General features: G+C 55.4%; 10 protein-coding genes. 5 read left to right on the forward strand and 5 right to left on the reverse strand.

Features of this window, described 5'->3' with window-relative positions; genetic code table 11:
• Nucleotides 1–32: 32 nt before the first annotated feature.
• Genes ACFFFR_RS09895 through wecB form a run of 4 tightly spaced genes read right to left on the reverse strand, consistent with a single transcriptional unit; the run spans nt 33 to nt 6,656 of the window.
• Entirely contained in the window at nt 33–2,501 is a 2,469-nt protein-coding gene (locus tag ACFFFR_RS09895) for a glycosyltransferase family 4 protein (RefSeq protein ID WP_377460031.1), read from the reverse strand.
• Complete coding sequence (locus tag ACFFFR_RS09900; RefSeq protein WP_377460033.1) at nt 2,491–5,157, reverse strand: glycosyltransferase; 2,667 nt, start codon at nt 5,155–5,157, stop codon at nt 2,491–2,493. Before ACFFFR_RS09900 ends, ACFFFR_RS09895 begins: the two co-directional genes overlap by 11 nt.
• 20 nt (nt 5,158–5,177) lie before the next feature.
• A complete protein-coding gene (locus ACFFFR_RS09905) occupies nt 5,178–5,489 on the reverse strand; it encodes a hypothetical protein (protein WP_377460035.1) in 312 nt (103 codons plus the stop codon).
• A gap of 15 nt (nt 5,490–5,504) precedes the next feature.
• The gene (gene wecB, locus ACFFFR_RS09910) at nt 5,505–6,656 is read right to left on the reverse strand and encodes a non-hydrolyzing UDP-N-acetylglucosamine 2-epimerase (protein ID WP_377460037.1); all 1,152 of its coding nucleotides are present in this window, start codon (nt 6,654–6,656) and stop codon (nt 5,505–5,507) included.
• A gap of 183 nt (nt 6,657–6,839) precedes the next feature.
• Between wecB and ACFFFR_RS09915 the strand changes: the two genes are divergently transcribed.
• From ACFFFR_RS09915 to smc, 3 genes are read left to right on the forward strand one after another with little or no spacing between them, the layout of a single operon-like run.
• Nucleotides 6,840–7,760, forward strand: a complete 921-nt coding sequence (locus ACFFFR_RS09915) for an ABC transporter permease (RefSeq protein ID WP_377460038.1) — start codon at nt 6,840–6,842, stop codon at nt 7,758–7,760.
• Complete coding sequence (locus ACFFFR_RS09920) at nt 7,757–8,599, forward strand: ABC transporter ATP-binding protein (RefSeq protein ID WP_377460039.1); 843 nt, start codon at nt 7,757–7,759, stop codon at nt 8,597–8,599. Before ACFFFR_RS09915 ends, ACFFFR_RS09920 begins: the two co-directional genes overlap by 4 nt.
• Nucleotides 8,600–8,627: 28 nt before the next feature.
• On the forward strand, nt 8,628–12,206 hold the full coding sequence (gene smc / locus ACFFFR_RS09925) for a chromosome segregation protein SMC (protein WP_377460041.1): 3,579 nt from the start codon (nt 8,628–8,630) through the stop codon (nt 12,204–12,206).
• Between the two features lie 12 nt (nt 12,207–12,218).
• On the opposite strand, the gene ACFFFR_RS09930 is transcribed toward smc, so the two are convergent.
• The gene (locus ACFFFR_RS09930; protein WP_377460043.1) at nt 12,219–13,529 is read right to left on the reverse strand and encodes an MFS transporter; all 1,311 of its coding nucleotides are present in this window, start codon (nt 13,527–13,529) and stop codon (nt 12,219–12,221) included.
• Between the two features lie 100 nt (nt 13,530–13,629).
• On the opposite strand from ACFFFR_RS09930, the gene ftsY reads away from it, so the two are divergent.
• Nucleotides 13,630–14,832 carry a signal recognition particle-docking protein FtsY gene (gene ftsY / locus ACFFFR_RS09935; protein ID WP_377460045.1) on the forward strand — a complete coding sequence of 401 codons (1,203 nt, stop codon included), beginning with the start codon at nt 13,630–13,632 and terminating at the stop codon, nt 14,830–14,832.
• Between the two features lie 11 nt (nt 14,833–14,843).
• Entirely contained in the window at nt 14,844–15,500 is a 657-nt protein-coding gene (locus tag ACFFFR_RS09940) for a hypothetical protein (protein WP_377460046.1), read from the forward strand.
• The last annotated feature ends 8 nt before the right edge of the window (nt 15,501–15,508 follow it).

A 15,508-nucleotide genomic window follows, 5' to 3' on the forward strand; every position in this document is an offset into this window, starting at 1 on the left:
CTGACCGGCCTTCGACGTTTTGTACTGGACTGTTAAAGTTTGGCGTAGGCGTCCGTGAACGCGTCGACAACGGTCGACCAGGAGCGTTCTTGCTCCACCCATTGCCGGCCGGCTTTGCCCAGCTCTTCGCGCAGCTCCCAGTCGGTGATGAGGGTACGTAGCGCATCTGCGAGGGCATAAACCTTGTTGGCTTGAAAGACTAGGCCACGCGTGCCGTCACCAGCGATCTCTCGTAGCGGCGGAACGTCTGAAACCACGACGGCTTTGCCCATCGCCAGCGCCTCAAATGGCTTCAGCGGGGTGACTGTATCGGTCGCCAACGTGGATTTACGCGGATAGGCCATGATGTCCATTTTCGTGTATTCTTCGGCCACTTGGTCGTGTGGTATTCGACCGGGCATTGAAATCACATCGTCGACACCCACTCGGCTGATCAAGGATCGCACGTGGGTAGCAGCGTTTCCGTCACCGATAATGCGGACGTCGAATCGCAGTCCTTCATCTCGGAGGACTTTCACTGCCCGCACCAATAGGTCCAAATTCTCATAGGCGACGATCGAACCGATGTAGCCGATCCGCGGCGTGGTGCGCAGGGTGGAGTAGGACGGCGTGAACTGCCGTGTGTCGACCGCATTTGGTGCCAGATTCAGATGCTGAGGGTCGGCTCCACGTTCTAGCAACAGATCGGTCATTGGCGCATTCATGGTGAGCACTTCGTCCGCATATTGGACAGCAAGGGTTTCCCAGTATTCACCGAACGGTGCTCGCTTGTGCAAGGAATATGACGGCTCTGATTCTTGGTAAACGAGTTCCCACAGACCCGATACCTCATACACGATCTTCAGACCGAGCTGGCGCGCAGCGATGATCGCCGGGATGGCGATGAGATACGTGGAACGAACGTGAACTTTGGTTGCTTTGAACTGGAGGAGTTGTTGCTTGTAGACCTCTACACATTCCAGCATGTAGCTGGCTTCGCCATGGTTATATGACTCCAAGCCGGGGAGACGGTGGTATTCAATGCCGTCAACCACATCAGAAACGACATGTCCCTGGGCGGTGTCCGGATAGCCGGGGCGCGTTATTGCCGTAATCTTCACGCCATGATCGGCCAAGTTGGTGAAAATGCCGTGTGCTCGGATTGCATAGCCACCGGACTGTTGAGGCACCGATGCGTGTAGGAAGCACACGATGTGTTCTTCACCAGGCTGATCTGTTCGCGCAGTTGCGGCAGGTTCTTTGAGTAGCCGCTCAAGCTCAACTGCGGCATCGGCTTGGGTTGCAAGTCTGCTGGTTTCGGTATCCGGAGTCGTGTTCATCCACCGCAAATACGCACCGATAGATTCGAACTCATTGTTCACCCACAATTCCCGCACGTTGACTTGGTGCAGGAATTGAGGATGCTGAAGATAGTTGGCAAGCTCAAGCAGCTCAGCTCGGAGTGTTTCATCCAAAGAGGCGACCGCTTGCTCTAATCGGGCCTGCACGATCTGCTCTGCCACGCTTGGTGCGTCAAGACTCCAGAAAAAGTCCAAAGCCGACGCGATCATCTGTGTCGGGACAATACCGAGCCGTCCGATATCGTGCCGGTCGCGAGTAAACCAACGTGTCACAGGAGCTGGCTGATCGTGCACCGAACCCAGAGGCGCGGCAGGGAAACTCATGAAATCGTGGATCAGAAGTTGTCGTGCAATCAGTTGATTCACGGCAATCGAGAAAAACGGTGCAGTCGGATCCACCGTGATGGCCGAACCCGTGGCAACATCCCAAGCCTGAAGGTCTTGCTTGCGTGAAAGCGAGTAACGGAGCCAGCAACTGCGGGGAAAGTCACGGCTTTTTCCGATGGGGATAAAGGGTAGTGGACGATGCTGCAAGGCAGTGCCGGGAACGCTGTCGATCTGAACGATGACAGCAGGGGAGTCACTAAGTCGCGACAAGGTCATGACATCGGTCTCGGACCGGCCGTTTGCCATGGTGATGAGGACAGTATTCGGCTGCGCCAAGTGCTGTTCCGCGATAGCTTGCAGCTCTCCATGAGCGCTGGTTCCTCCTTGAACACCAACCGTTGGTTTCTGGGGCAATGGCACATTCTTGCGTCGGAGTTTGCCATGTAGAAGAGGGTTGAGGAGTTCTAGCTCGGACTCGTCTTCATACAGGACCACAACGGTGGCGTTCCGTGCAACGGATACCTGATTCTGCGGAACTGACTTAATTTGCTCGATCAGTTCCGAATCAGTGATATGCGCGGTTCGTTCTTGTCGCGGAAGCCGGGACAAAGTTTTCAGTGCAAGGTTCCGGTGCCCAGCGGAGAAAAGAAGTTCGGCAAGTTCGGCCAGCTCGCGGGTCTCGCGCAGAGACCTGCCGAGTCGTTGGCCCATGGCCTTGATGAGCGTCGCGGAGGTGAGTTGCTGGAAGGTTGTCCGCCAGTCGTTTTCTATCGCATTGATGCTGGAAACGTCTAAGTCGTACAGGGCCTGTGAGTAGCGTGTGTCAACGTTCATTCTGCTCCGCCTGTTTCATGAGCGCGGCGGCTTCGGTCTCTGTGATCTTGCCCTTGCGCTGCATAAACTCAATGATCACTGGGTCCGACCACGCGAATCCACCGTAATAATCGGTGAGATCGAGGATTGTTTGTTCGGCAGCTGCAACCTCAGATGCCATGACCTGTGGGAGCTTGGCCAAGTACCAGCCACCTAAGAAGTTCTCCAATCGAGCTTCCTTGTACTCTTCAAGAAGTCCGATTTCTCGGAGCCACGCTGCTCGGGCCGCCTCGAGAGGGCGATACTTCTCGAAGAATCGAGCTGAAACCGTGTTAACAACCGAATCCGCCACCTCACCGTAGTAGGTGTGAATCGTCTTGCCTACGGTCGCGATCGATGTCGCGTAGTAGAACATCTGTTGGAAAAAGAACGAGTCTTGCCCAACGGCACCGACCGGTTGCTCGATCCCCAAGGAAGTCAGCCACTCGGTGTTCGCCATGAGAGCTTGGATGCTCATCGGTTGGAAGCCCAGGTCAACAATACTTCTTGGCTGCAGTCGGATGATTCTCTCGGAAAGTGCTTTGAGACGGGAGCGAAGGATCCCGACGTAGCGAGAAACTCGGTGTCCGCTGCGCCATCGAGACATATTTCCAAGAGCAAAGTCAGCCCCGGTTTCTTGCAGCTCCTGCCAGAGTGCGGCGAACCCATCATTGAGCGCTTCGTTGTCCGGATCTAGGTACGTGACGTAGTCAGCGGTAACAAGTTCCAAGCCTTTGTTGCGGGGCCGGGACGCGCTGCCTGAGCCACCGGCGGGGAACTTGTACACTTTGACGTTGCGGTACTGCGCTGCGAGCCGATCGATGACTTCATGAGTCAATGGGTCGGTAGAGCCATCGTCAACGAAGATGACTTCCATCTGCTCGAACATGCTGGAACGACGCAAGGATGCAAAACACTTGTGTTCTAGGTGTCGGCCGTTGTTGTAAATCGGCACAATGACGGAGAACGCTGGGCGGTCTATCGCCGGTTGAAGGACAACTTTGTCGACACCGCGTGTTTGAATTTCAAAGTTATCCAGTACGTAACAACTTTGTGGTTCTTCTATTTGTGGCACTCCAAGATAGGTGGCGCTGGAACCAGTGCCATCAATATCTCGCCGATACTGATGTGACAACTTGTCCGTAGACTCGACTGTTCCCACGACTTTTTGCACAGAACTAGCAGCAGAGTAGTGGAAACCATTTACAATGTCTTGGACATAGTGCGGGCCGTAGGCGAAGTCGGTGGAAGCATCGAGACGGATATCGAACTCGGCGGCACGAGCCGCGAAATCATTCTCAGAGATGACTTCGAGGTTCCCGTATGTTTGAGCTGCAAAATCCGTGCGTAACTGATCATCAATGTCACTGCTCGTGACAGCGACGCGCAGGTGACGCTCTGGTCCCTGAAGACCAACGCTGCGCAGAATGTCATCAATGCGGTAGCTTGTCAGATCGTGAGTGAAGACATCACGGATCCCGTCGGCCTGGATTCGGCGCAGCTCACCAAGTTTTAGGTTCTCGAGCAAGTCTTGGACGTCCCGTGCGGAGTTGGCGGTATGAACCTGGGGGTATCTCGAGTTGATACCTGCGTTGTAGTTGCTCAGCACTAGGGTGCCCGTTGCTTGCAGCTCGACCACCCGGTTGGCATACATTGTCCGGCTGTCTTGGACAGAGTTCAGATTGATGGCAATATCGCTCAAGCGCAACAGGCTCAGTAATTCGTCATGGCCGATACTCGGCATCACGGCGCCCAAGAACTCAACCGGGAAATAGTAACGGTCCCGATCCAAATCTGAGTTGCGGTCGAAAATCAGCAGGTCATGGCGGCTGCTGTTGACGACCCCACGCAAGATTTGTCGTCCCCATTTTCCGCGGGGCGCATATTTGTGGTTGAACCATGAACCGGCAAATGGAATGACATCTTGGGTTCCACTACGGTGCCCGAGCGGGGAATGATGCAGGGGATTGACACCAAACGGAAGAACACCGATCGACTCCGCTTGAGGACACTCTTCTTGGTAGCGAGGAATCATCTCTTCCGCACTGGTGAAGATGACGTCCGAAACCTTCGCGAACGGTAGGAAGTGGATGAAGTTGGGTGGGTCTTCCTTGGAATAGAAGACTATCGGGACATCTTGGCCACGGAAGTAGGGCACGATTGTGTGCAGCAGAAGCGTCTGCAACTCACCATCTCGCCGCGTGACACCCTGCCAGGACACTCCGTCGATGCCTCGCCACGTAGAGGCTAGAAGGAGGACATCAATGTCACCCACATCCCGGTAGTTTTCCGGGGTGATCGGCACAAAGTCTGCCAGCCCGACAAAGCTCTTATACAAGAACTCATCACAAATGATGCCGATACGCTGCTGGACCTTTTTGGTGGCAATGCCGGCAGAGAGCTCGGGAAGGCGAAAAGCATTCTTAGCCAGTTTATTTTTTCGGGCCACCAAACTCTCACCCGCAAACAGATCTTGAGCGGGTGTGCGCCGAGGCTGGGACTTTTGGTGTTCTGCCTTGAGGGCTTCAGGGTCGAAATGGTCTGGCTCCAAGAACTTCAAAAACTTGTCATCAGCGATCAGTTGTTTACGAAGTTCGCTGATGCGTTCTTGGATCAGTTCTTCAGATGCACGTCTCACGGGTATGGCGGTCCTCTAACCTACTTGCCTTGCTGAAGCACACGGCGTTTCACGGCACCTGCGCGGCGTCGTGCTGCCCACACGGTCTTGCCTGCGACCTGACGCGGCCCCTGTTGAGCCAGCTTTTTCGCCCGGCGCAACGCGGTGAGCGCCACGAAATCTGGCACTGAACGCGCGTTGAGAACCTTTCTGAGCAACACAACTTCGTTGCGCAGGGCTGCCTGAGTCCGCAGGGCCTGAACAAGCTCACGTTCCACCGCTTGGCGTGCGCGAACTTCTTGTCGCAATCGCTCAAGCAATTCGTGCTGTGTCTGGTTCTCTGAAATGGCCATCGTGGACTCGCTTTTCTATGCGTTTGTGCCGAATTCGTCGATGCGCTTGCCAACCTTGAGTAGTTCGGCAATGGCTGCCACGGTGCGTTCGGCTGCACGGCCGTCGCCGTAGGGGTTCACGGCGTTTGCCATCGTCGCGTAGTGCGCCGAGTCGGTCAGGAGCTTGGTGACTTCGTCAACCACGCGTTCCTCATCAGTGCCAATCAGCAGGACGGTCCCGGCATCTACGGCTTCTGGGCGTTCGGTGTTGTCACGCATCACCAAGACCGGCTTGCCGAGAGAAGGTGCCTCTTCCTGGACTCCACCGGAATCAGTCAGCACAATGTGGGCCAGCGACAACATGCGCGTGAATTCACCGTAGGCCAGAGGCTCGGTGACAATGATGTTGTCGAGTCCTTCAAGTGCTGGCAGCACAGCTTCACGGACCACAGGGTTCTTGTGCGCAGGCAGGACAATCTGTAGTTCCGGGTTAGCCTTAGCGATTCGGGCGATTGCTCGACCAACTCCGCGCATGGCATCGCCCTGGTTCTCACGGCGGTGCGTGGTGACCAACATGACCTGCTTGCCGGAGGCGGCAAGCTCTTCAAGTTGCGGGTCCGAGAACGGAACCTGCTTCTCCACGGTGGTCAGCAGCGCATCAATGACTGTGTTACCGGTGACAACGATGTCATCAGCATTGACGCCCTCGTTGAGCAGGTTCTGCTTGGAGACCGAAGTAGGTGCGCAGTGCAGTGAGGAGATCTGCGTGGTCAGTTTCCGGTTGGCCTCTTCCGGGAAGGGGGAGAAGAGGTCGTGGCTGCGCAGGCCAGCCTCGATGTGGATGACTGGAATCGAGTGGTAGAACGCAGCCATGGCTCCGGCGGTCACGGTGGTGGTGTCGCCCTGAACGATGACCGCGTCTGGCTTCTCCTCTTTGAAAAGCTCGTCCAACCCATCAATGGTGCGGGTGAGAATGCCACACAGTCCTTGGTTTGGCCGCATGACGTTCAAGTCGATATCCGGTTCGATACCAAAGAGATTATTGACTTGATCGAGCATCTCCCGGTGCTGGCCGGTAGAGACAACCTTGCAGTCGAAGACGTCCGACTTCTGCAGCTCGGCGATCACGGGAGCCATCTTGATTGCTTCTGGGCGAGTCCCGTAAATCGGCATAATGACAGGGCGCATGTGGATGTTGATTCCTTCGAACCTAGATCAATACAACTACGCACGACAATACCACCGACCATGCAAGAATCCGTGTTCGTCGAAGCAGCCCTGAATGTGATGCCGGTGACGGGTTGTCAGGATTCGAACTTGAGAGACGTATTATGGAACCGGACATGAGAAAGATAGAGAGAGCTAAGTTATATGGCTGATACAGCCGCAGCTGGTTCCAGCAACTCTGGGGACGCTCCACAGGAGAGGGCCGCTACCGTGGTCAAGGTCGATCACGATCGGCTTCACCGGGTGGGCGCTCGGCTAGGATTTTTCGCGTACCTTCGGGAAACTTGGCGTACCCGTAGCTTCATCTTTTACGACGCAAAGTCGCGCTTCAAATCGGAAAATGATGAAGACAAACTCGGTCTTCTCTGGACCGTCATCAACCCCATCCTCTTGGGTATCAGCTTCTACTTTGTATTCGGTCTGCTGCTGCAAACCAGCCGTGGCATTGAAAACTTTGTTGGGTTCTTGATCATTGGCATCTTTACCTTCCAATACTCAACCCGGGCCGTGACCCGCGGCGCCCGTGCCATTTCCTCAAACCGGAAGGTCATAGCGGCCTTCCAGTTCCCGCGCCTTGCCCTGCCTTTGTCGATCGCGGTTCGCGAGGCCATCGGCTACATCCCGATCCTGGGAACCATGATTTTCTTGATCCTGGTTTTCCCACCCATGGAAGAATTCACGTGGCGGTGGGTGCTCATCATCCCTGCTTTTATCTGCCAATTCATGTTCAATCTCGGCTTGTCCCTGATCTTGGCGCGGATCATTGCTTTCCACGTTGACGTGGCGAACATGCTCAGTTTCGCAATGCGTATTTGGATGTACACCTCCGGGGTCTTCTATTCGCTTGATCGATACGCCAACTATCCGGTCCTGCGGGAGTTGCTCGAGCTCAACCCGCTACACCAAGTCATGACGGTGCTGCGTCAGTCCATGCTGTATGCAACAACACCGTCCTGGACGACGTGGGGGATCTTGGCTTTCTGGGCATTGAGCACGGTCATCGTCGGTGTGATCGTCTTCTGGCAAGCCGAAGAACGCTATGGAAAGGACATCACCGCAGTATGAGCGAGAAAAAACCCGTCCTTGTCCTTGACGATATTTCCATGAAATATCGCGTGCAGTCTGGCAGTGCTGAACTCGATCAGAAACGTGGTTTCCTTGGCAAGCTCAAAGGCCGGATCACCGGCCAAAAGCGCCGAGTCACAGTGGAAGCACTGAAACCGCTGTCACTGGCTTTCTATGAAGGCGAAACAATTGGGCTCATTGGCCGTAACGGCTCCGGAAAATCAACGCTGTCGAAGATCATCGCCGGACACCTGACCCCTACGACCGGTCGAATCCTAGCGACGGATTCACCCATCATGCTCGGGGTGAACGCCTCCTTGATTCAAAGCCTGTCAGGCGCGCAAAATATTCGTCTTGGTTGCTTGGCGATGGGCATGACGCATGAACAAATTGACGAAAAATACGACAGCTTGGTGGAACTGACTGGTCTGGAAAAGGCCATCGATCTGCCCATGAAGACTTACTCGTCCGGTATGAGCGCACGCTTGCGTTTCGCGATTGCGACCGCCGTTGACCCAGAGATCTTGGTGATTGACGAAGCACTCAACACCGGTGACGCCCAGTTCAAGGCGCGCACACAAGCCCGTATGGACGAGCTGCGCAAGAACGCAGGCTTGGTGATCCTAGTAAGTCACAGTATTTCCACGATCAAGCAGATGTGCACCCGCGCAGTGTGGCTGGATAAAGGCACGCTCGTCATGGACGGTGACGTTGCCGAGGTGACCGCCAAATACCAAAGCTTCATGAAGAATCTTGCGAAGAAAAACAATGCGACGGCTCGCAAGATCATGCAGTCCGGCATTGCTACCTTGCCTGAAGTCACCATCGTTGATGCTTGAATAAATTCAAGCGGATGCTGAAGTTGCCATGTATCTGAAGCGGTTGGAAGTTAGAGGCTTTAAGTCCTTCGCTTCGGCGACCCGCTTCGACCTTGAACCTGGCGTCACCGCGATCGTCGGTCCCAACGGTTCTGGGAAATCCAACGTGGTGGATGCTCTTACCTGGGTGATGGGGGAGCAAGGCGCGCGCGCACTACGCGGCGGCAAGATGGAAGATGTCATTTTCGCCGGAACTAGCAGCCGCCCAGCCTTGGGCCGGGCACAAGTTTCACTGACCATCGACAACTCGGATGAAGTACTCCCGATTGAATACACGGAAGTCACCATCTCTCGTACGCTGTTCCGGTCCGGGGCATCTGAGTATGCCATCAACGGCACAGCATGCAGACTCTTAGACATTCAGGAACTGCTCTCCGACACCGGCATGGGGCGTCAGATGCATGTCATTGTTGGCCAAGGCCAGCTCGACCGCATCCTGCAAGCCACTCCCGAAGATCGACGCAGCTTCATCGAAGAAGCCGCAGGGGTACTGAAGTTTCGGCGACGCAAAGAAAAAACAGAGCGCAAACTGGCCGCCCTAGAAGCAAACTTGCTCCGCCTGTCTGATCTGACAAAGGAAGTCAGCCGGCAGTTGACGCCGCTGGGTAGACAAGCAAAAACTGCACGCCGTGCCCAATTCGTCCAAGCCGAACTGCGAGACGCCAAGGCACGGATCTTGGCAGATGACATCCTCCAATTGCACGGGGTACTAGACCAACACAGCGAGGAATACACCCGTGCCAAACAAGAACATGAGACAGCACAGCAGCAGGAGCAGCTCAAAAAGGACCTGATTACCCAGCTCGATTCAAAGCTTCGTTCCTTGCGCCCGAAGCTCCAGACGGGCCAGGAGCTACGCAACCGCGCGGCGACACTGAACGAGAGATTCAATTCGCTCATCGAGCTTTCTCTGGAACGTCAACGCCACGCCAGAGCCAATCGCGACCAATACATTGAGCGGGCCGGAGGCCGCGGCGGACAACAACGCGCCATCGCTTTGCGAGAGAACCAGCTTGAGAGCCTTCGCCAAGAACTCGTGCAGAAGCACAAAGACGTAGAAGAAATCGAGAGACGTCTGCAAGAAGCGCAGGAACTTCTGGCCAATACTGAGGAAGCGGCTGAGGAAGAGTCCAACCGAATTCTGACGCTCATTCAGGAACAGAACCGGTTGGCCCGCTTATACGACGAGCTCCTGAACAAGATCGCTCTGAACAACCTTGAGGTACAGAACGCTAGCCGTCACGTGGAAGAACGTGAAGATCAACTAGCTCATCTGCCAGCAATTGAAGAAGAAACTGACGATAGAAGCGCGGAATTGCTGGAACTGCAATCACGCACCGACGCTCAAGCCGCAAGCTACGAGAGCAAATTGCTGCGCGAGGACCGATTGCGTCAGCTTGCTGCGCTGGTGACTCGACTGCAGCGACAGGCAGACAGCCGGCTCCATCAAGTTCGTGCAGAGCTCGAAACTCTCGAACGAGAGTTGGCGAGCTTGAACAAGGTGCCCAACAACCTAGGGGAGCGTCTCACCGATTTCGTTTCCGTAAGTCCGGGCTGGGAGAAAGCTGCCGCTGCGCTGTTCAACGAGCCACTTCCAGTGCAACTTGTCGGGACCGAACCTGACTTCTGGAAGCTCAGACTCAGCGAAGACAACCCTGCACCGGCGTCAATTCGCTGGAACCCATCCCGGCCCGGACCAACTCAGGAACCGGCACCTCCACAGTGGGGTCTTGCGGCAAACACCGTAATCCAGCGCGATGCTAATGCTCCACAACATCTTGCTTCGATCATTGACGAACTCTTAGCCAAAGTAGTGTTTGTGCAAGAGATTTCAGAGGCCAAAACCCGAACGCTGGAGCAGAGACTCTATACCGTGGTCTCAGCCAGTGGTGAGATTCTCCGAACCAATAGCTACGAATACCATCCCATGGTGCGGCGAAACCCGCTGGAAGTGCGTTCTGAAATGGAAATCAGCAACAATGCACGCCTAAACCTGCAGCATCGACTCGACGTCTTGGCCACCCGCAATGATCAGGTACATGCAGCCCTTGATGACGTGGTCAAGGACAAGGCCGATGTCATCACAGAACTGACCCAATTGCGGGCCGAAAAGAAGACGCTCGAACAAGCCCTCTCAGAACAGGCACAGCAACGTCTTGCCCGAGAGCAACAACGCCAGCGAGCCGAAACACGCCTAAAACAGGCTCACGCACACCTTGAGCAGGTCAGAAAACTCGGCGAGCAACTCGGCGAAGAACTCGACTCAACGCCACAGCCAGAGGCCACCGAACCGGATCGCAGCACCGAAGCGAAACTCAAGGCCCAGACTCAGCAAGCACGTGAGGTCGAAACTGAACTGAAATTGCGTTTGCGTGGGGCCCAAGCTGAATCAAAGTCGGCGCAACAGCAAGTCGCTGCGGCAGAGTCGAACATCAAACAGGAACAACGTCGATTCCATGACGCGCGCGAAAAAGCGATCCAGGCCCACGCTCAGATCCGAAACACGAGCGCTGTTTACACAAAAGCTAACGAGTACCTCAGTCGTTTGACTGCAGCGCAAGATCAATTGGCTGCCGAAGTAGCGGAATTGGATGCGCAAACGCAGCAACTTCAAGTACAACTCGAACAAGAACGTCAGCAGCTCAGCGACCTGCAACGAACTACCGCAGAGACTGCACAAGCACTCCACAAGTTGGAGCTGGCACAGCATGATGCTCAACAGCGTGCAGAAACCACCGTCCAGAGAGCACGCGACGAGCTGGGCATGACACCGGAGTTCCTGATCGAGAATTACGGGCCTGAAGTACCAGTCCCGGTGACAGAACCAGAAGAGCACGATAAATGGGCGGCATTGAGAGTGGAAGTGGACGCGCAGGGCAACCCACTTCCGCGAACCAAACCTTTCGACCGTGCCGAGCAAGAGGCGCGCCTTGCTAGAGCGACCAAAGACCTTTCCGCGCTGGGTAAATTCAACCCACTGGCCTTGGAGGAGTTCTCCGCGCTGCAGGAACGGCATGATTACCTGAACGGCCAACTCGACGATCTACACCAGAGCAAACAGGATTTGCTCGGGATCATCCGTGACGTCGACGAACACGTGGAACGTGTTTTCGCGGAAGCCTACGCCGACACCGCGGTTGAGTTTGAATCGATCTTTAACCGTCTTTTCCCCGGTGGAACAGGCCGTTTGATTCTGACCGACCCAGAAGACATGCGCATGACAGGCATTGACGTCGAGGCGAAGCCCGCCGGCAAAAAAGTCAAGCGACTCTCGCTCCTGTCCGGTGGGGAGCGATCATTGACAGCTCTGGCCATGCTGATCGCCATCTTTAAGGCCCGTCCATCACCGTTCTACGTCCTTGATGAAGTTGAAGCCGCCCTAGACGATACCAACCTAGGACGGCTCTTAGAGATCTTCAAAGATCTGCAAGAATCCAGTCAGTTGGTGATCATCACGCACCAGAAGCGCACCATGGAAATCGCGGACGCACTCTATGGTGTGTCCATGCGCGGAGACGGTGTCTCCAAGGTCGTGACACAGAAAATCAGCACCGACTCCGGTAGCTGACGCGAGAACGTTTTAGAGTTGATCGCCCTCAGCCGGCAATTGCTGAGTCTTCGCAACGACCGGAAGCTCACCCGTACGAGGACCACCAGGGTAAACCTCAACATTAGTTTCAGGTGAGAAATACCAAACGATCGCTGCGATGATCATGATGAGACCGGTGGTCGCGAAGGCAATGTGATATCCGAATGCGTCAGCGATTAAGCCCGCCAACAGCGGTCCGGAAATCGCACCAAGATCGGCAGACATCTGGAAAGTCGCCAATGCCTTACCGCCGTTCTGGCGCCGACCAATGACATCAGCAACGGAGGCCTGCTGGGCAGGGTTGAGTAGACCAGTGCCAGCACCGGCGATCGTGCAAAGAGCCAAGAAAACCCAAGGATTGTCAAAGAAACCGAGCAATCCGCTGGTAATGCCCGCCACAGACAAGCCAATCAAGATCGCCGGCTTACGACCGTAGTGATCAGAGAACCTAGAGGTTGTCGTCACGACCACCAAATTGCCTAACGCAAACAGCGACAGCGCCGCCGGAGCCAGATCAGCGGTGTCAGTCCACGGCACACTCACGCCTAGGAAAGCCGTTGCTGCGAAGAGCGGGATGAGCGAGTTCCGCACACCGAAGGTGGACCAACCATTGGCAAACGCCGATGCCAAAGCAGCCTTGTAGGAAGGATTTGCCAGAGCTTCGCCGACGCTCATCACGGGTCGGACATCTCGGTTCTCACGTGATTCAAGACGGCTATCTTTCAACGCGAAAAACACAATAGCGGCAGCGACGACAAGTGAACCGCCATAAATTAGGAACGGTGCACGGGTGCCCAGCCCCGCAAGGAGCCCACCCAAAATGGGACCGGCAATATTTCCAAAAAGGAAAGCAGAGGCGTAGCGACCCGAGACCCGGCCCCGAATCTTGGATGGTGACTTCCGTGCAAGGAAGGTCATGGCCGAAACGGTAAATAACGTCGAACCGACACCGCCGAGGGCCCGGAAAATAATCAGCTGCCAATAGCTTTGTGCGAACGCAATGAGGAACATGGACAGCGCGACAATCAACACCCCAGTCATGTACACCGGGGTTTCACCGAAGCGCCCTGTGACACGTCCGGATATCGGCGCGAACAGCAGACGAGTCAAACCAAATGCCGAAACGATGGCCGAGACGGCCAACGCCGAAGCATTGAAGCTGTGCGCGTATTGAGGCAGAACAGGTGCAATAATCCCGAACCCAATGGCAATGACAAAGGCCGCTGCGATCAAGATATTGATTTCTTGGGGAATGGCGATCTTGGTAGCCGACTTCTGTGATTGCGGCGTCTGACCGCTCATGTACTCTCCTTCACCGTATTGGCCTGCGCTACCTGATGTAGTCCACCCCTCAGCTTACTCCTTAAGGGCTTTCCGTCATTTTTTGTGAGAAACTGAAGCCGTGCTACCTCCAGAGATTTTGACCCTAGTGATTGTCCTTGCCGTGTTCCTCTTGGGACTCGTCGGTGTCCTGCTTGTTGCCCGTGGTAAGAAGCCAAAGACGACCTACGACCAGACCCGTGACGCCGATGATCAACCACAATCAGGTGGTGTTGCCGTTGCGGAAGAAGGAGAGGAAACTCTCACCGTTGAACGCCCGCCAGCTGAAGATCTGGACCGTGTCGAGCAAGCTGAGGTGGTCGAAGAGATCCCCGTAGCTCCCACGGTTGAAAAACCAGAGCCAGTTCAGGGTCGTCTTGCACGGCTGCGTGCGCGTCTGGTCAAGACCAACAATATTTTTGGTAAGGGCCTGCTCAGCCTTCTCTCCACGGACGACATTGATGAAGATGTTTGGGACGAGATCGAAGAAACCCTGCTGTTGGCAGATCTGGGCACCGATGCTTCCATGGAGCTGGTCGATAACCTACGCGATCGAGTGACCATCGAAGGCTCCAAGGACCCAGCAGCCGTCAAACAAATGCTCCGGGAAGAGCTGATCAAGCTCATTGATCCGACGCTTGATCGCAGTCTGGACGACGATCGGCTCGGTACCGACCCGTCCGTGATGATGGTCGTGGGAGTCAACGGCGTTGGCAAAACCACGACCGTGGGTAAGCTCGCTCGCGTCTTGGTCGCTGAAGACAAAGACGTCATTCTCGGCGCAGCCGATACCTTCCGTGCGGCAGCTGCTGAACAACTCACAACTTGGGGCGCTCGTATCGGTGTGCCAACCGTACGCAGCGACGTAGAAGGTGCTGACCCAGCTTCGGTGGCTTTCGATGCTGTCGCGGCAGGTGTGGAAAACGAAGTTGATGTCGTGCTCGTTGACACCGCCGGCCGCCTGCAGAACAAAGCAGGTCTGATGGACGAACTTGGCAAGATCAAGCGCGTCATTGAGAAGAAGGCGCCGGTCCGTGAGGTCTTGCTCGTCATTGACGCGACCACCGGCCAGAACGGCTTGAGCCAAGCCAAAGTGTTCTCCGAAGCTGTCAACGTCACCGGTATCGTCCTGACCAAACTGGACGGCACCGCCAAGGGCGGGATCGTGGTCGCCATCCAACGTCAGTTGGGTGTGCCGGTGAAACTGATCGGTCTGGGTGAAGGTGCCGACGATTTGGCACCGTTCGAAACTGAAGCCTTCGTGGAAGCGTTGCTAGCCGAATAGTAGTTCACACCATGTTCAATCTGGATGAGACGGGGATTAGAAACGCCGAAGAACTACTCGGCATTAGACAAGGACTTTTTCCTCGAGGGTTCATCTACGGGCCCGGCGAACTGGAATTCCCCGACTTGCTGGACCACTATGAGCAGGTTCAAGTACCGCGTGGGTTCCTCTATATCGACGGCACACGTCTGAACCTGCGGCAGGCCTCTGCTGCTGACACCACTTTGGTGATCTTGGGGCGGATGACCTCACTGCTGGCGAACAACCCGGACAATCACGCTGAACATCTCTTGCGCAGCTTCCTAGTTTCAGAAGACGAGCTGCATGAGGCCTTGGATTGGTGCGGCGGACGCTATGTCATTCTCATTTTCCAAGGCGAATCACTGCGGGTTTACCACGACTTCTTAGCGACGCGCTCGGTCTATTTTCATCACACCGAGGGGCTGGTCTCGTCCCACGGGAAGTTGTTGGCTCTCTTTGCAGACAAACTTACCCCGCAGACTGGAATTCACGCAGGTGCCCACGGATATCGGTGGTGGGATACCTCAGAATACGTGGAAGTCTCCTCACTGCTGTCCAACCACTACCTTTACTCCGGTGCGAAAGGTGTCTCGGTTCACCGGTACTGGCCACGAGGAGAGAACCGTCATCTAGGTCGAGATCTCTAGGACATTTG

The sequence above is a fragment of the Micrococcoides hystricis genome, from assembly GCF_042434215.1.
GTDB lineage: Bacteria > Actinomycetota > Actinomycetes > Actinomycetales > Micrococcaceae > Micrococcoides > Micrococcoides hystricis.